This is a genomic window from Cytobacillus sp. IB215665, from assembly GCF_033963835.1.
Classification (GTDB): Bacteria; Bacillota; Bacilli; order Bacillales; family SM2101; genus Nanhaiella.
The window spans coordinates 15,158-31,512 of the sequence record NZ_JAXBME010000007.1 but is presented as its reverse complement, the minus strand read 5'-3'; the positions used below and the strand labels follow the sequence as shown (position 1 = coordinate 31,512).

19 protein-coding genes are annotated in these 16,355 nt (G+C 33.2%); 11 read left to right on the top strand and 8 right to left on the bottom strand.

Going from position 1 to position 16,355, the window contains the following annotated elements:
* Positions 1-108 precede the first annotated feature (108 nt).
* Positions 109-1,359 carry an ATP-binding protein gene (locus SLH52_RS11025; protein ID WP_320209334.1) on the top strand — a complete coding sequence of 417 codons (1,251 nt, stop codon included), beginning with the start codon at positions 109-111 and terminating at the stop codon, positions 1,357-1,359.
* A 160-nt stretch (positions 1,360-1,519) separates the two neighbouring features.
* Here SLH52_RS11025 and SLH52_RS11020 read toward each other — a convergent pair whose 3' ends face one another.
* A complete protein-coding gene (locus SLH52_RS11020) occupies positions 1,520-2,278 on the bottom strand; it encodes a carbon-nitrogen hydrolase family protein (protein WP_320209333.1) in 759 nt (252 codons plus the stop codon).
* Positions 2,279-2,734: 456 nt separating this feature from the next.
* Here SLH52_RS11020 and SLH52_RS11015 point away from each other — a divergent pair, with 456 nt between their 5' ends.
* Together SLH52_RS11015 and SLH52_RS11010 are read left to right on the top strand one after the other, a co-directional pair.
* Positions 2,735-3,559 carry a LiaI-LiaF-like domain-containing protein gene (locus SLH52_RS11015; RefSeq protein ID WP_320209332.1) on the top strand — a complete coding sequence of 275 codons (825 nt, stop codon included), beginning with the start codon at positions 2,735-2,737 and terminating at the stop codon, positions 3,557-3,559.
* Between the two features lie 67 nt (positions 3,560-3,626).
* Complete coding sequence (locus SLH52_RS11010) at positions 3,627-4,208, top strand: GNAT family protein (RefSeq protein WP_320209331.1); 582 nt, start codon at positions 3,627-3,629, stop codon at positions 4,206-4,208.
* A 371-nt stretch (positions 4,209-4,579) separates the two neighbouring features.
* Here the strand turns inward: SLH52_RS11010 and SLH52_RS11005 are convergent, their stop codons facing one another.
* A complete protein-coding gene (locus tag SLH52_RS11005) occupies positions 4,580-4,849 on the bottom strand; it encodes a hypothetical protein (protein WP_320209330.1) in 270 nt (89 codons plus the stop codon).
* 315 nt (positions 4,850-5,164) lie between these two features.
* On the opposite strand from SLH52_RS11005, the gene SLH52_RS11000 reads away from it, so the two are divergent.
* Both SLH52_RS11000 and SLH52_RS10995 read left to right on the top strand, forming a co-directional pair.
* Positions 5,165-5,968 carry an EcsC family protein gene (locus SLH52_RS11000; RefSeq protein WP_320209329.1) on the top strand — a complete coding sequence of 268 codons (804 nt, stop codon included), beginning with the start codon at positions 5,165-5,167 and terminating at the stop codon, positions 5,966-5,968.
* Positions 5,969-6,089: 121 nt separating this feature from the next.
* Positions 6,090-6,272, top strand: a complete 183-nt coding sequence (locus tag SLH52_RS10995) for a hypothetical protein (RefSeq protein WP_320209328.1) — start codon at positions 6,090-6,092, stop codon at positions 6,270-6,272.
* Between the two features lie 207 nt (positions 6,273-6,479).
* Here the strand turns inward: SLH52_RS10995 and SLH52_RS10990 are convergent, their stop codons facing one another.
* A complete protein-coding gene (locus SLH52_RS10990) occupies positions 6,480-6,872 on the bottom strand; it encodes a CPBP family intramembrane glutamic endopeptidase (RefSeq protein ID WP_320209327.1) in 393 nt (130 codons plus the stop codon).
* A gap of 466 nt (positions 6,873-7,338) precedes the next feature.
* On the opposite strand from SLH52_RS10990, the gene SLH52_RS10985 reads away from it, so the two are divergent.
* From SLH52_RS10985 to SLH52_RS10960, 6 genes are all read left to right on the top strand, one after another.
* Entirely contained in the window at positions 7,339-7,476 is a 138-nt protein-coding gene (locus SLH52_RS10985) for a DUF6254 family protein (protein WP_320209326.1), read from the top strand.
* A 491-nt stretch (positions 7,477-7,967) separates the two neighbouring features.
* Positions 7,968-8,399, top strand: coding sequence for a DUF2383 domain-containing protein (locus tag SLH52_RS10980; RefSeq protein WP_320209325.1), 432 nt, complete (start codon positions 7,968-7,970; stop codon positions 8,397-8,399).
* Between the two features lie 124 nt (positions 8,400-8,523).
* The gene (locus SLH52_RS10975; RefSeq protein WP_320209324.1) at positions 8,524-9,114 is read left to right on the top strand and encodes a TetR/AcrR family transcriptional regulator; all 591 of its coding nucleotides are present in this window, start codon (positions 8,524-8,526) and stop codon (positions 9,112-9,114) included.
* A 203-nt stretch (positions 9,115-9,317) separates the two neighbouring features.
* Positions 9,318-10,025, top strand: a complete 708-nt coding sequence (locus SLH52_RS10970; protein WP_320209323.1) for an SGNH/GDSL hydrolase family protein — start codon at positions 9,318-9,320, stop codon at positions 10,023-10,025.
* A 195-nt stretch (positions 10,026-10,220) separates the two neighbouring features.
* The gene (locus SLH52_RS10965) at positions 10,221-11,039 is read left to right on the top strand and encodes an SDR family oxidoreductase (RefSeq protein ID WP_320209474.1); all 819 of its coding nucleotides are present in this window, start codon (positions 10,221-10,223) and stop codon (positions 11,037-11,039) included.
* A 124-nt stretch (positions 11,040-11,163) separates the two neighbouring features.
* Complete coding sequence (locus SLH52_RS10960; RefSeq protein WP_320209322.1) at positions 11,164-11,670, top strand: ferritin-like domain-containing protein; 507 nt, start codon at positions 11,164-11,166, stop codon at positions 11,668-11,670.
* A 256-nt stretch (positions 11,671-11,926) separates the two neighbouring features.
* On the opposite strand, the gene SLH52_RS10955 is transcribed toward SLH52_RS10960, so the two are convergent.
* The 5 genes from SLH52_RS10955 to SLH52_RS10935 form a co-directional block, all read right to left on the bottom strand.
* Positions 11,927-12,586, bottom strand: a complete 660-nt coding sequence (locus tag SLH52_RS10955; protein ID WP_320209321.1) for an ABC-2 transporter permease — start codon at positions 12,584-12,586, stop codon at positions 11,927-11,929.
* Entirely contained in the window at positions 12,583-13,440 is an 858-nt protein-coding gene (locus SLH52_RS10950; protein ID WP_320209320.1) for an ABC transporter ATP-binding protein, read from the bottom strand. The genes SLH52_RS10955 and SLH52_RS10950 overlap by 4 nt, the downstream gene beginning before the upstream one ends.
* 283 nt (positions 13,441-13,723) lie before the next feature.
* Positions 13,724-14,029 carry a YfzA family protein gene (locus tag SLH52_RS10945; protein ID WP_320209319.1) on the bottom strand — a complete coding sequence of 102 codons (306 nt, stop codon included), beginning with the start codon at positions 14,027-14,029 and terminating at the stop codon, positions 13,724-13,726.
* 282 nt (positions 14,030-14,311) lie between these two features.
* A complete protein-coding gene (locus SLH52_RS10940) occupies positions 14,312-15,481 on the bottom strand; it encodes an ABC transporter permease (protein WP_320209318.1) in 1,170 nt (389 codons plus the stop codon).
* Between the two features lies 1 nt (position 15,482).
* Positions 15,483-16,220 (bottom strand): ATP-binding cassette domain-containing protein, encoded by a 738-nt coding sequence (locus SLH52_RS10935; protein ID WP_320209317.1) that lies wholly within the window; start codon positions 16,218-16,220, stop codon positions 15,483-15,485.
* Positions 16,221-16,355 lie beyond the last annotated feature (135 nt).

Here is a 16,355-nt window from a genome sequence, read left to right as displayed (position 1 = left end):
CCATAAAAACAAAATAATGTGCAAAAATAATTAATATGTAAATAGCACAAGTACCATGGACAAAATCCCTTTGAAGAAAGTAAAAAAAATGATGTGGAGAAAATTTCAATGTTAGCAGAAAAGTTGTTTTTACATGTATTAATTATTTTTGCACCAGTGTTATTTTATTTTGTTATTTTTGAAAACAAAAAACTAAATATCTTTAATCCTTATATATATGGTTTGATGCAAGGTACAGCAGCAGCGCTTTGTATGTTATTTTCAACATATAATTTTGGTTTGTATTGGGATTTAAGATATGTCCCTCTCGTATTATCATTTTTATACGGAGGACCAATAAGCGGGGGCATTGTAGTATTTTTTATTATTATTACTAGAACATATATGGGTGGAGAAGCTCTATTTTATGGATATATAAGCGTGCTGTTGGCAGCTTCCATTCCAATGTTCTTTTCTATGCGCTTTTGGAATTTTGAGAAGAGTAAACGTATTGTTATTGCAGTCATAGTAAGCTTTTGGCCTGCATTTATTCAGCTTGGGATCTTAGTTAGTTGGCTTATATTTGATGGCAGTATAGATGGGGATGTTAAACAGTTACTTATTTATATTATTGTTTTTGGAATCATCCTTAACATAGGTATTGGATTTGCAGCTAAGCTGTATGAAGTAGTTATAGAAAGAGAAAGAATGAAACAAGAAATACAAAATGCTGAGAAATTAAACACGATAGGAGAGTTAGCTGCTTCCATCGCCCATGAAATTAGAAATCCATTGACAGTGGTTAAGGGGTTTCTTCAGTTAATGGAGAAACAACAAAAGAGTGAAAATCTGGAATATCTCAGAATCGTCCTTAGTGAACTTGGAAGGGCAGAATCTACTATTAGTGATTATTTGAACTTTGCGGAACCTCAGTTTGAAAAAATTGAGAGTTTTCCTTTAAATGAGGTTATTATTGATGTTTGTAAATTACTAGAGCCATTTGCTTCTAAAGAAAATATACAATTGAAAACTTCGTTGAACTCTAGTGATCATGTATTAACCGACCGAAATCAAATTAAACAAGCCTTCGTCAATATTATTAAAAACGCAATTGAGGCCTCGGAAAACGGAGGAAGTGTAAATATTACTATAACGAGTGATGGTATGTACTTCTATATAATAGTCAAGGATACTGGAAAAGGGATGACTAAAGAACAGCTTAATAGAATAGGAACATTATTTTATACAACCAAGGATAAAGGTACTGGGTTAGGTACGATGGTTTCGATTAGAATAATACAATCAATGGACGGGAGAATTACTTTTGAAAGTCAACCTGATGTAGGCACAGAAGTAAAGATCATCATACCACAAAGGTAATAATAGTCCCAAACTATGGTAAGGGACTATTATTGACTGTTTTTTTTCATACTAAGAAATAAGCGATATACATTTTTTAAAAGAATAATGCAATTAAATCTTTGCTAAATAAGCTACTTTAGTAAAACTAGAATCTAAGCGTTTTGATTTAATATGGAGCTTATGATAATAAATCGGGTTTGAAACGCTTTGCTAGCAATCTAGTCGCTAGCTTTGTGTCAATATCATAAACTAATAATTCCTGTGTATTCTGTTGTCCAACTATTAATCGTTCTCCTGATGGAGAGATTAAAGATGAGGTGCTTTTTTGATTTTCTAAAGCATAATTTACACTCGCAAAATAAATGTCATTTTCTAAACTTCTACACACCATTGCTTGATTAAAAAATTCGGAATTATCTACATGACCTGTATATTGAGGATGAAACACAATGCTCGCACCACGCATAGCTGCCCACCTAACAGTTTCTGGATATCTAAAACCTTCATGGCAAATGACAATGCCAAATTTCACATTATTAATTTCGAATATATAACGCCCATCTCCAGGGACATAACCGAAAAAGTCTTCGTCTGGAGCAATTTGGTTTTTAGTTTGATACCCTAGTATTTCACCATTATTATTTATTACAAACGCAACGATATGGAATCCAAGTTCATCTTGCCACTCCATGGGAATAATTATGGCAGTTTTTGTTTGCTTAGCTAATGAACAAATTTTTTCTAATGCAGAGATTTGAAAACTGTGATTATATTCATCAACTTTATAACCTACTCCTCTTAACCCAGGAATGATAGATTCAGGAAAGCAAATAAGGTCACAGTGATCATGAGAGGTCTGGTGTATCATTTGCTTAACAGTATCTAACCCCTCGCTTGCTGATTTTGGAAACCTTGTTTGAGCCAATCCGATTTTCATAACCAAAACCTCCATTTGTGTAAAGAATAAGTATATAAACCTTTTTTCTTTAGGTTCTTTTCGTAAACATTCTAGTTTTTTTCACTTCATCTGAGCCACTTAAACCAGGATGCATTTTCAAGATATTTAGAAGAAAAGATGTCCACAAATTCAAGTTGTAACCCGCTTAGTTTTCTTAGCACATAAACCAATAACCAGTGAGAAGAAATGGAGTCACGAGCGTAAGGTTTATACAAAACGATCATTGCAATTAAAATAAGTATATCATAAAGAAAAATATGGAAAAGGCTTACTGTTAATATATGAAATAGCAAAACCTTAATCGTTGTAAAGAGCTCCCTAATGACAAAGCTTACTTGGATGATTATGGGTTGTAGACTAACAATTCCCAAGAATATGAATTATAATAAATATATAAGCATACCATTGTAGTACGATCAAGAGGGGGAGATAGTAATGAGTAGAATAACTAGCGGCTTGTTATTAATAATTATTGGTATCTTTTTTTTGCTAGATACATTTGATGTGATCAATAATTTTTGGGTAACTCTTTGGCCTTTGACATTAGTTATTGTAGGTCTTGGATTTCATATTGGATTTTTCGCAGGGGGAGCTAAAAGGAGCTCTGCTGGGGTTCTCGTACCTGGGGGTATCTTACTCGTTATTGGCTCAGTAATGCTCTTTCACACAACATTCGGTTGGGGTTATGCCATAAATACTTGGCCTATATACTTGCTGGCAGTTGCTTTAGGGTTATTTGAATTATGGCTATTTGGAGGTCGGGAAAACGGTTTACTAATCCCAGTCTCTATATTATCATTTCTAGGTATCTTTTTATTGCTTGATACATTTGACGTGATCAATAATTTTTGGGTAACTATTTGGCCTTTGACATTAGTTATTGTAGGTCTTGGATTTCATATTGGATTTTTCGCAGGGGGAGCTAAAAGGAGCTCTGCTGGGGTTCTCGTACCTGGGGGTATCTTACTCGTTATTGGCTCAGTAATGCTCTTTCACACAACATTCGGTTGGGGTTATGCCATAAATACTTGGCCTATATACTTGCTGGCAGTTGCTTTAGGGTTATTTGAATTATGGCTATTTGGAGGTCGGGAAAACGGTTTACTAATCCCAGTCTCTATATTATCATTTCTAGGTATCTTCTTTTTTATCGATAACTTATTACCAATATCAATTTTTGAGTTTTGGCCTGTAGTGCTAATTATAATTGGACTTGGTATGTTATTTAGTACCAAAAAGAATAAAAATATGGACATTTAATGTATGGCGTATGTTCAACAGCAGAAAATTACTCTTAAGTTGAACAGTCTTTGAAAGGAATTTACATATGAAATTAGTTGGAAATAAAGTAATATTAAGATCAATTGAACAGCAGGATCTACCAGTTTTATGGGATTTTATCTACGGTGAAGATGAACCAGAATGGAAAAAATGGGACGGACCTTATTTTCCTTTAAAAAAAGAAAGTATAGAAGAGTTTAAAGTGAGTATGGCAATGCAAATGCAAGAATCGAGTTTGTTTGCAATCGAGGTGAATGGCAAACTAGTAGGTACGACAACTTATTATTGGGAATATAAGCCAACTAGATGGCTTGAGGTTGGCATAATTATTTATGACCCAAATTATTGGAGTGATGGTTATGGAACTGATGCTTTAATATTGTGGGTGACAGAAATGTTTAAACGTTTTCCGATCGAACGAGTTGGTTTAACAACTTGGTCAGGTAATGAACGAATGATGAAATCAGCAGAAAAGCTTGGAATGAAGCTTGAAGGACGTTTGAGAAAATGTCGTTATCATAATGGCATTTACTATGATTCTATTAAGATGGGTGTTCTACGTGACGAATGGGAGCAACTGTACAATGTTGATTTGAGAAACATTCATAACGAACAATCACAACCGTAAAAGAGACTATTTTTTACAATAGTGCAGTAATAAGCTATCGATTGGAAAATTCATATTCTTACATAATATGTTTTACGTGTATATTCATGGAGTTGTTAATTGTGGATCTAAAAAATTTAGACGTCCAAATTTGACGGTTTTGTAGTTGTTTCTCAGCTCTAACTACGAAAAGCAACAATCATTGCGAAAGCAGACTTAACTAAGACTTTTTTCGTAAACAGTGTTGTTTTTTTTACCTATATTTATGTTTAACGGATTTGTATTAAATGATTTTTTAGAGAATGCACAGAGTGTTAGTTATATTCGTGTTAAGCTCCTAATTACGATAAGCTATATTTAATAAAAAGAAGCCTATAAAAAAGAGGTCTAGCTCAATGTTTTTTTACTAGACCAATAGTTGTTGTGAACATCCCTCCCAAAGTAGTTAAGATCCCAACTGATAAACAGCTAGCAAAATATAATTTAGTAGCCAATAACATATCACTCGGGTCAGGGCTTCTTACGGATGAACGACTAAAAAATTTATTACGCATGAGATAATCTGCAAAACTATAGCTTTTAAATATAATTATGATACCAAATAATATTAAACCAGTTCCTGCAACAATAATAATAATCTTTGAAAGATCCTTTTGTGACAATGCAATCCCCCCTAGAGAGTATTGTAATGGAACAATCTCCCAACGTAAATCTTTTTTATACACTTTTACAAAATTACGTTTCCAGCTGTTGAAAATTTTAAAGGCGATTGATGGAGAAGTATAGTTATTACTTTGTTCAGTCGTATAGGACAAATTGTAGAAGTACATAATAGGTTAAGAGTTTGAATTGATTGATTTTGTTTGATTGATAGTATGACACAAAAAGGGATTGTATAACACACTTTAAACCTTTATTATTTTAGTACGTATGTTAGTAAATCTACTATAATTCCATCTTTGAAAGGACGCACATAAATGATCGAAACGATAACATATTTAAGAAGCGAGTTAAAGACTTGTGAAGACTGGGAAAAAGATCAGAGTGATTTATGGTTTTGGGATAAGCTCGGACGACTACCTTTCAAACTGATTGACAGATTCACACCTAAATTCATCCAAAAGAAGGTTGGGTTGATTCTGGATGAGCTTGGCTCATATATCCAATCAGGAGGCACGTATTTAAGCTCGATAGCTGCATTGAAAAATTATTATCCTAATCAAAATATCTTAACTTTAGAGGATGTAGAAAACCTGCCTATCACGTGTATGGATGAAGCTGCTGCAAGGCTGTCAATAAATCGAAAAAGAGCAGCCACATTGCAGGGGGCAAGTACTGGAGTTGGAGGTATATTCACTCTAACTATTGATATACCTATGTTGCTCGGCATACAATTAAAGACTCTTCAGGACATAGCTATCTGTTATGGTTTTGACCCTACAGATAAAAATGAAAGAATTTTTATCGTGAAAGTTTTGCAATTTATTTCTGCTGATATTGTTGGCAAAAAAGCTATTTTACAGCAGTTGTCGATGTTCGACTCTAATCAAACTGAACAAAGCAGAGAAGTTGTTTCAGAACTTCAGGGATGGAGAGAGGTTGTATTTTCATATCGTGATCAAATTGGCTGGAAAAAGCTTTTTCAAATGATCCCGATTGCTGGACTCCTGTTTGGTGCTTTTATAAATCGCTCTGCAGTAAATGATATAGCCGAAGCAGGAACCATGATGTATCGAAAGAGAGCAATCCTTAAGCGCATAAAATTGCAAGAAGAAGAATAACTAAGAGCAAGGGAGAGTATGTCTTCTTCTACATTGAAGCTAATACGGACATTTAAAGAACCATGAGTAAAATTTTGTTACATAACAAGAAAATGTCTTTGTAAATAGAAGGAGTATTGAATTGGGGATTGTTCAAATAAATGTACTATTACTAATCAGTGGTATCATAATGTTAAACATTGGGTTTGATATAAGAAAAAGGTGGCTGATTTTTCTAGCCATCATTTTTCTTGTGATATCAATTGGCTTCTTTGGAATATGGTTTATCTATACAATATCTATGATACCAATTGATTTTCATTGAAAGGTCAATATCTTAAAGCTATGCAAGTAGATGGAAGGCTATTTGAGCAAAAAAACGAATGTTTATACAACCTATTTTCATGGGATAAGGGAGACAACGTCTTTACAGTAAAAAAAATACGTAGATTTTTAGCATTTTTTCCTTCTATTACAGCGACATTTGCTCAAATCACCATCTAGTTGCTCAACAATCCTTTTCGATAAAAGTTTATGAAAGTGGGAAAAGTATGACTAAAAACAAATCAAATATTAAATGAGAACTGATAAGTAAAACCATGTTCCTTTTCCACACATATAAGCTACCCCATATTATACCTCCGAATAAAGCTGCAAGAACTAAAACAATATTACCTGCATAAATATGTGCAGATGCGTATAGAATAGCTCCTACAAATATGGCTTGTTTTGGCTTAATTAAATATGAAAGACGTTGTTGAATCAATCCACGCCAAAAAAGTTCTTCTCCAGGGATAATAACGCAAAACAATACAAAATAATGCCACCAAAGGGTTGGATTTACTGTTTCGTAAAGAGCTTGAATTTGATCAATGAATGGTAATTGTAAAATTATTATAACTACCTTTCCAACTACAAATATCAAGTACAATGCTACCCCTGAGCAGCAACCTATTATTAAACTCCTTATCCAACTTCCTTCAAAGTGCATTTTTTCAATATTTAGTGATATGTATGATAATATAAACAACGATATTGGAAGTGTGTACCAAAATAATGGTAGAAAACGAAAGGCTATAAATAATAATAAGTGTGCTAGAAGGATGATGTATAATAATTTGCGATCTTTAATATCGGTACCCTCACTTTCTAAAGAATGGTGTTTACAATGGTTAGAAGAACAAAGTCTCCTGAAAATCAATCAGACAGAATTATAAAAAAAATTTCCCATTGATTATTGTATTTCATACTAATTAATAACGATCTAAACAGCTGGAATTATGATGTTATTAAGACGTTGAATCTCCGACTTAATTTAGTTTAGTAACAAAGAATAAAATTTACCTACATTGACATCATAACAAAGGACAAGTATTCATAGGAGGTTTTTTATGACACAGTCAAAAGGGCAACAAGAAAGACAATGGTCTGTTAGGAAGCAAGCTCAAAATCCTCATGGCAAAGTAAAATCGTATGACGAACTAGTGAATGAAGCTACAACAAATAAAAATAACAATGGAAAACAGTAAGTTAATTTTTTACACGCACTCTCTTGTTAGTGCGTGTTTTTATCGGTCAAAAGTCCCTACTTCAAACTGAAACTAACGAAGCGAGTGGTGGTTAAGTAGGTCATGAATGACTGTAGTACCTCAATCTAGGAAAAAATAAAATATGTAACTCCCGCTCTAACCTTTTAAATGGTCTCCATTTCTTACAATGACTCTTATTTTATATTCATCGTTAATTCAGCTTCGGTCTTCGTGTTTATTATAGAACGGTCATTTCTAAATTAAAATAGGGACTATACAAATTACAACCAATCACAATCGTTTAATTATGAAGTTTTTATAAAAAAAAATTTTTTCAGGGTGAAGAATAGAATAATTATCTCTTATGTCAACCAGTTGTTAATAATTAGGCGAGAAAAAGAGATGAGGTTTGTGTAGCATGTCCTATATAACTTATGTATATGATAATTATTGATTTGATCATACTAATCACATGTAAGGAGGGATACATGATGGAGAACAATGTAGTCATTAAAGAATTAAATGCATTATTGAAAGGAAGGTATATGGGTATACATGCATATGAAAGTTATATGCAAAATGTAAAAGATGATGAATTAAAAAAGGATCTACAAAAAATACAACAAAATCACAAAGAACATGCAAATTTATTAGCTGAAAGGATTCAAAACTTAGGAGGTAAACCTGCAGATAATCCCGGTATAGTGGGTAATATGAAAGAGCTTGTTAGTGAAATCAAAGGATTTCCGGATACAAAAGAAGGAATTATTCAAGGGCTTATTGATGGAGAAAATACATATTCAATTAAAATGTCAGAGGATATAGTAAGAGGAGATTTAGATGATGAAAGCTTAAGAATAGTTGAGAAAATCATTGATGAAGATAGGAGTCATGTTCAGCAATTAAAGAATATTCTTCATTAATAAATATAAATAGAACTATCCTATGATTAATTGTTTGAAAATTCTTGAATAGTACCTAATGATATGGTACTATTTTTTTGAACAATCGTTCAAATATATGTTTATATAATTATGGAGTGATTATTTGGATAAGAAAAACTTGCCAAAAGAAGATGCTAAGTCGAAAATTATCTTACATGCAACTTCAATATTTTCTCAAAAAGGCTATGCAGCTACTTCGATAAGCGATATATCCAAAGCTACTGGTTTAAGCAAAAGCCATATTTATTATTACTTTGAAAATAAGGAGATGCTATTTGTATTTTTAGCTAAAAAATCAATGACTGAATGGAGGGAGAAATGGCAGCGCACAACAATTTCATTTGAAAATGCAACTGAGAAACTGTATGGAATAGCGAAACATGTGTTATATAATTTTGAAACCCCATTGCTTCAAGCAGGAAGAGAAATGGCTACTAATGGTCAAGTTGATCCTAATACTGTTCAAAACTTATATACAGACCTTGCTGCTGTTCCCTATGAAACTTATCTTGAAATATTTCAAGAAGGCATTGAGGGTGGAGAATTTTCTATAAAAAATATCCAAGAAACAACAATGTTATTTAGCTCCTGGATGGGCGGTTTATATGCATCAATTGGTATTCTTGAATTTGAAACTTTAGAAAGACTTTTTATTGAAGCCGTGACAATATTTTTGGAATCAATTAAACCTTAACAACAACGATATTTTTTTAACTGAAATTGAACGAACGTTCAAAAAGTATCCATTTGAAAATCATCATTCCTTCTTAACTCATTCTTGTAGTCAATTAGATGCATGGAAGAATAATGAGGTGGGACTCGGGTTATTAGCTGATGAAAACTTAAATGAGATTAACGAAATTGTGTTTTCAAAACATTATAAAGGAGGGGCTATTAATGCGTATTGCTTTAATAGGAGATAGTTTAACTGAAGGAAGACCAGGTGTTTCTTTTTCATCAATTCTACAAAAGAGAAATAAAGATATCTTGATAGATAACTATGGAAAAGCAGGGGATACGGTAATCAGTTTAAACAAACGTTTAACAAATACAACTTTTCCGTTAGAATACGATTTAACGTTCTTGTGGATAGGAATCAATGATGTATATTCACAATTATTAGGTGTCAAACCACAGCCTTTTGCAAAAAATCATCAAGAATTTAAGCAATACTATCATCAGATTCTTCGTATCTTGTCTGAATCATCAACTAAGATTGTCACTGTCACACCATCAGTTATAGGGGAGAAATTGGACAATGATTCTAACAAAACATTGGAACAACTATCTTCTTTGATTCATTCAATCTCTAAACAATACGATAATGTAGCATGTTTAGATTTACATTCCCACTTCAAAAATGAACTCGATGGTCTTAATCCTTCAAATTATATATCAACTAGTGCTATTAGAATTTTAGTTGATGTTCTCCTTTATAAAAAAGCTGTACGAATTGATCATATTTCATCAAAAAGGGGGTTATACCTAACTCTTGATGGTATTCACTTAAATTCTATTGGAGCTACATTTGTAGCTGAGCAATATGAGAAAATGGTCTACACGTCAATTCAAAATGGTATACAAAAGGCTGATGTTATTAATTAATACTGTTATTAATTGTTGTTCCTTTCAATGGGTGTATATATTAGAAATCCTGTTATGACAAACGAATTAGACTGTAGATTAGTTTTGTATGAAAGCCAATTTTCTACAACGTTTATAGTAATAAAAAATGGTTTCTCATGTAGTTCTGTTTCTCCAGTAAACTATAAATCTCATTAAATAGGAGGGTTTTACATGATGAGCGGTAGAAAGGTAGCAATTGTAACTGGTGGTGCATCAGGAATAGGTAAGGCAATTTGCAATGAATTAGCCTCAAGGAACGTGTTTGTAGTCATAACAGATATTAATGAGACAAACGGAAAGCGTACTGAAGATGAACTAAACAAAGACGGTGTATATGCTAAATTTATATGTCTAGATGTAACAAATGAGAAAATGGTAAGGAGCGTTTATTCAGAAATATATAGTAAGTACTACAGGATAGATTATATTTTTAATAATGCGGGTTTTGCGATGTATGGTGAATTATATGATATGTCCATTGAACATTGGGAAGAAATCATGGATGTAAATGTGTGGGGGGTTATTTATGGGACTCAATTTGGTTATCAATTAATGAAGGAACAAGGGTGGGGTTATATAGTTAACACTGCATCTGCTGCTGGACTGGGTCCATCCCCGTTAAGTGCAGCATATGCTACGACAAAACATGCAGTAATTGGTTTGACTACATCTCTTCACTATGAGGCCGAAAATTACGGTATTAACGTAAGCACATTATGTCCTACATTCGTTCGAACAGCAGCATTTGACAATGCAAAAGCAATTAAAATGGACAAACTAATGATGACTAATCAACTTAAAAAACAAAAAATGATGTCTCCAGAGAAACTTGCAACAATAGCTATAGACGGTGTGCACAAAAATAAACCGATTATTTGTCCACTGCCAATGCGAAGAACGATAGATATTATGTTTTCGATGTTCCCGTTTGCTCATAGAATGTTAATGAAATTAGTATGTAAAGTTGGACGAGAAGCGAAGGTCACTACGTAAATTGTCTTTGTACTTCCTCATTCATTAGCTCAATATTAATTATCAACATCTTATCCATTGACAGGCACATGCCTAGTTTTTTTTTCGTATGATACATATATGAAAATGAAGGAAGGATGATTGTATGTATTATTACACTCCACAGTACCCGAATCAACAAGCTCTTGTCCACCCTCAACAACGACATTTAAATACACAAGTAAATAATCGATCTGATCAAGAAGTCATTACACAGCAAGTTGTTGAAGCGTTAAATGAAGCTGTAATAGGTGAAGCAACAGCAATTGATTTTTATGAAAGACTATTAAAGGCTGCACCGAATGATCAACATAAGAAAGATCTTTCACATGCTTTAGAAGATGAACGAGAGCACCTAAAAATATTTTCAGACTTATACACCGTTTTAACAGGTAATGAGCCTAAATACAATATTGATAAGGTCGTTTTTAGAACATACCGTGAAGGGTTAAAGCTTGCTTATGAAGATGAACTAAAAGCTTATGAATCATACCGTAATAGCTATTTGTTAACAAAAGATTTAAGAGTTCGTGATACATTCTTTCGAGCATTCACAGACGAAATCGAACACGGAATTCGCTTCGGTTTTTTGTTGTCAAAAAGCAGAGGATGACCAGAGAGTAGAAAACGTGAATGAAGGTGACTTTATTCACGTTTTTTATTTTGCTACTAATTAAATTTTTTCTTTGTTTAATGATGGTGATGTACTGTTCGAAGACATGCTAGTAGACCATTTAAATTTACTCTATTAACCTGCTTTATTATCAGAAAGCTATTGTACAGTGAAGTCCTAGAATTATTGTGTTTACAAAAATTTCGACACGCTTTGACTCTTGGAACTTTGACGTCCTATTTTGCAAATATGCCGCTCAAAACTCTTTTCTTTTATAAATTTGAAGCGCTATCGTATAGGATACAAGGAAGAATACTAGTGCAACTATCCAAAATAGAGCTGAAAATAACACCTCATAATTTACGCTTAGTATAGGGTCAGATGATACATGTTTCCAAAACAATTCAAACAACGCGCTACTAAGAAAAAACACCACAATTCCTGCAATTACACTAATTATTTGTATTATATCAGATTTTTCTACTCCTAAATGGTACGTAAGTGGAAATATAAAACAACCTAAAAAAAGAGCCAGTCCACCACCATTCATCAACCAGGTAATCGTATAAATAGTTAAAATATCCCCAATAAAAAGTTCGCTCAACATGAATACGATAATCGCTACTACTGAACCAATAAGCACCATAATGAAATAAAACAAATATTGGCTTTTCACAATATGACTTCTTTTCAATGGTAGCGTATTCATATATTTATTCCATCCAGACAGTGCATCAAGCTTAAGTCCCTCAAATGCAGCTTGGACAATGAAGAGAACTGGAGTAATTCCAGCAAAACGAAAAGTTAGTTCATTTTGAATAAAGAGCAAAATTGCAGTTATTACAACACTTAAAACTAAATAGAACTTAAAACTTTTCTCAACAGAATAATATTGGTTTAACAACAAAGCTTTCATACGTTTTTACCTCGCATTAATAAAAGTGTCACGTCGTCAATGGAAAATTTTTTTCGCGTTATTGAAAGGGAAACTCGCTCTAGATCACTGACAAGCACATCAACTATATCATCATTCTTTTCATACGCAACAATCACATCTGACTCAATTTGATCAAATTCCCTATATTTACATTGCAAGATTGCATATTGTGATAACAACGTCTCTTTATTAACTTGTAGCAGAATTTCACCGTCTCTAATAAAAATTAAAGTATCTGCTATTTTTTCAATATCGCTTGTTATATGCGACGATAACAAAATACTGCGCTGTCCATCTTTCACATATTCCTTTAACACTTGTAATAAATTCTCTCTGCTTGATGGATCAAGACCCGCTGTTGCTTCATCTAAAATGAGTAACTTCGCATCATGAGACAGGGACACTGCTGTAGATAGCTTCATAGACATCCCTCTTGAGAAGTCACTAATCTTCTTTTTTTTCGGTAAAGAAAAAAGGTCAATATATTGATTAAATGTTTCTGGATCCCAATTCTGATAAATATGCCGAAATACTTTTCCTAATTTTTCAATATTCAATTGCCCAGGCAAATACATATCATCAAAAACAACGCCGATATCTTCTTTTAAATAAAACCTTTTTGAATCAAGCTCTTCTCCAAATATCCTGATGAGCCCACCATCCTTATGTAATGTACCTAAAATCAATCCCATTGTTGTTGACTTTCCTGCCCCATTGTCTCCGATAAAGCCGATGATAGTACCATAAGGAATGGCGAAAGAGATATTTTTTAACATGAAATCTTTATCTACATACCGTTTGCACAATCTTTCTACTTCTAAAACATTTGCCATAAATACTCTCCTTCTAGACAATATCTGCCTTTAGTAGTGATACAAGCGATGGTGTTACATCAAAACTTTTTCTATAACAGAACAATAGTTTTTTAATTGCTCACCATTAACATCTGCATAAACCATTTGTAAGGTAGAATCTCACTTTTAAAATGTTACAGAAAAATTGAAGCTTACTATCATAAGCTAGAGCTTCTTCCTTATTGAGATATTGTATTTGTCTGCTAAAAAAATGCAGTGTTTTTCACTAAAAGGTATCCCAGTAATCTCTTGAATCTTTTCTTTATTTTTTTGATAACATAATTGATACGATGTCTAGTCCTGCATGAACGAGCAAAGCAAAAACATAAATTGTCATAAACAAATTAAAAAACGGAAAGGAATATGGCGTAATCCATTGTGTAAATAGTTTCGACTCCAGAACCCATCTCCCAAACTTAGCAATTAAATGATCACTATCATTAATGTTTGGCTCTAGGAAAGTGCCATCAACTGCGATAAAGATCAATTGAACAATTAAAAATATCCCAATGGTTATCATCCAGCGTTTTGCTAGGTTAGTATTATATGTTTTTTTTGTACCTGACATTTTACCCCTACTTTTCTTACGTTCTATAATTTTTAGTTTTTTTATTCCTTCAAGCATCAGTTGGTTTAACGAAACACCATTCGTTACCCACTGAGTCTATTAAAATCAAGTTACACGGTTTTGCTAAAACATATATCTCAACTTTCACACATAAAAATACTAAGATTTCGAATTTCAAAAATCAGGCGGAGCAGTGACCACCTGATTTTTTGATCTTTATGTTTACTAGAACGAGTTCACTGACCTGCTGTTAAAAGATCACATATAGGTAAAGCTAGTATGTCACGCTCCTTTTCCTAATACCCAGCGGTCTTTTTTGAACATGAATGAGCCAAGTAAAAATAAGATAGCGATAACGAGAACTGAGCTTGCTACTACCATTCCTATGCTTTCAATAGAATACACACCGAAAATTAATTGTTTAATTAATGCGAAAATATTGAAAAATGGAATGAGAAAATGGGTTGTAGTTATTTCATTTACAGATAAGCCCATTAGTAGAAAGAATGGAATCATCGCTAACATAGACAAAGGCGATACATAGTTTCCTGCTTCCTTAACTGTATTTGCTAATAGACTTAGCATCATCATTATGCTAGAAATTAAGGGAGCAAAAGCTAAAATTCCAATACTCATAACCCCGATGAATGGTGCCACTTTGTCGTCTGGTATAACATTCGTTAGTCCTTCGGTAAATAATTTGGTCGTAATAACGAACATCACTGTAGCAAAAATTCCACTAAACGTACTTAAGGTAGAAACGGTTAACCATTTACCAAAAAGTATGTTTGTGCGTTTTACTGGTGTCATTAATAATGCTTCCATCGTGTTTCTTTCTTTCTCACCCGCAAATAAATCATTACTAGTAGGAATTCCACCCGTAATAATAGACATCACAATAATTAGTGGAGCAAGAATGCTTAGGAGAAAGCTTGATGTATCTTCCTCAGATTCAGAAATGCTATTAATCGAGAAAAGAAAGGGTTCAAATGCATCAGCGTCTAAATTATAATCTTCATACCTCTTTTGTTGGACGGTTTCTTTTAAAGTGTTTAGGTGAGAGTTTATCGTACTGGTAGCTAGCTCGCCTTTTTGACTAAATTGATCTACGTATATATCAATAGCAGGTGACCCACCTTGTTCAATCTGGTTAAGAAAATCTTGGTCTGCATATAAGGCAATCGTTGCTTCTCCGTCTTTCACAGTTTGGATAGGATCGGTCACCTTTGACACAGTTACACTTTCTAAATTAGAAAACCAATCATATGTTTTATCATCTATCGTGTTCTCTACAGCAACTGTATAGTTTTCGGTTGAGTCTTTAAAGAAGAATGCCTCGTAGAAAAACACCATCCCTAAGCTAAATAACATTGGAATGAGAATACTAAGCATGATTGTCTTGCGATCACGAAGCGAATCAATTAATTCTTTTTTGTAAATTGTCCAAATCATTTTAAGCACCTCTCACTAATCTTGACATAAATATATAATTTAAATCTTCACTTTCTTCTTGTTTATACAGTTCATCAATAGCACCTTGATATACGAGCTCACCTTTATGAATCATAATAATTGACTGACATAACATCTTTACCTCTTCCATAATGTGGCTTGAGAAAATAATTGTTTTACCCTCTTTACGGAGTTGGTGAACTAATTCGCGAAACATATTTGCTGACGTAATATCAAGGCCTGTAGTAGGTTCATCAAATAAAATAATGTCAGGATCATGAATAAGTGTTCTTGCGATTGCTACCTTTTGGCGCATTCCTTTAGAGTATCCACCAACTTTTCTGTCGATATAATCCTTCATACCAAAGCGCACAGCTAATTGATCTATACGGACATTCGTTTCGTGCTTACTAATACCGTAAAGTGAAGCGAAATATGCTAAATTTTCTCTTGCTGAAAGGCGATCGTACAATCCAGTTTCACTGCCGAATAAAACGCCGATTTGCTGCTTTATACCCATTGTTTTCTTGGATATATCAATACCATTAATCTTTATAGATCCATTTGTAGGCTCCATAATTGTTGATATCATTCTTAACAAAGTTGTTTTCCCTGCACCATTTTCTCCTAATAGACCAACGATCTCACCCTTTGAAATAGAAAAAGAAACATCCTTTACAGCCGCAATCGTCTTTTTCTTTTCCTTAAATTGTTTGGATACGTTTTTCACTTCGATCATCCATCGTTCGCTCCCCTCATTTATAACTGTCTTCACTTTACAAAACCTTATGAATTTTACCAACCATGTTGTCGTGAAACATTCTTTTCCTGTCGTGAAAATTCCATTTATGGTATTTTATTTATGTTAGGATAA

Coding starts and splice junctions, on each gene's coding strand:
- SLH52_RS10965 (WP_320209474.1), top strand. CDS start 10,221: ATGAGCGGTAGAAAGGTAGCAATTGTAACTGGTGGTGCATCAGGAATA.
- SLH52_RS11020 (WP_320209333.1), bottom strand. CDS start 2,278: ATGAAAATCGGATTGGCTCAAACAAGGTTTCCAAAATCAGCAAGCGAG.
- SLH52_RS10985 (WP_320209326.1), top strand. CDS start 7,339: ATGACACAGTCAAAAGGGCAACAAGAAAGACAATGGTCTGTTAGGAAG.
- SLH52_RS10955 (WP_320209321.1), bottom strand. CDS start 12,586: ATGAAAGCTTTGTTGTTAAACCAATATTATTCTGTTGAGAAAAGTTTT.
- SLH52_RS10960 (WP_320209322.1), top strand. CDS start 11,164: ATGTATTATTACACTCCACAGTACCCGAATCAACAAGCTCTTGTCCAC.
- SLH52_RS11015 (WP_320209332.1), top strand. CDS start 2,735: ATGAGTAGAATAACTAGCGGCTTGTTATTAATAATTATTGGTATCTTT.
- SLH52_RS10940 (WP_320209318.1), bottom strand. CDS start 15,481: ATGATTTGGACAATTTACAAAAAAGAATTAATTGATTCGCTTCGTGAT.
- SLH52_RS10970 (WP_320209323.1), top strand. CDS start 9,318: ATGCGTATTGCTTTAATAGGAGATAGTTTAACTGAAGGAAGACCAGGT.
- SLH52_RS10950 (WP_320209320.1), bottom strand. CDS start 13,440: ATGGCAAATGTTTTAGAAGTAGAAAGATTGTGCAAACGGTATGTAGAT.
- SLH52_RS10980 (WP_320209325.1), top strand. CDS start 7,968: ATGGAGAACAATGTAGTCATTAAAGAATTAAATGCATTATTGAAAGGA.
- SLH52_RS11025 (WP_320209334.1), top strand. CDS start 109: ATGTTAGCAGAAAAGTTGTTTTTACATGTATTAATTATTTTTGCACCA.
- SLH52_RS10945 (WP_320209319.1), bottom strand. CDS start 14,029: ATGTCAGGTACAAAAAAAACATATAATACTAACCTAGCAAAACGCTGG.
- SLH52_RS11010 (WP_320209331.1), top strand. CDS start 3,627: ATGAAATTAGTTGGAAATAAAGTAATATTAAGATCAATTGAACAGCAG.
- SLH52_RS10935 (WP_320209317.1), bottom strand. CDS start 16,220: ATGATCGAAGTGAAAAACGTATCCAAACAATTTAAGGAAAAGAAAAAG.
- SLH52_RS11000 (WP_320209329.1), top strand. CDS start 5,165: ATGATCGAAACGATAACATATTTAAGAAGCGAGTTAAAGACTTGTGAA.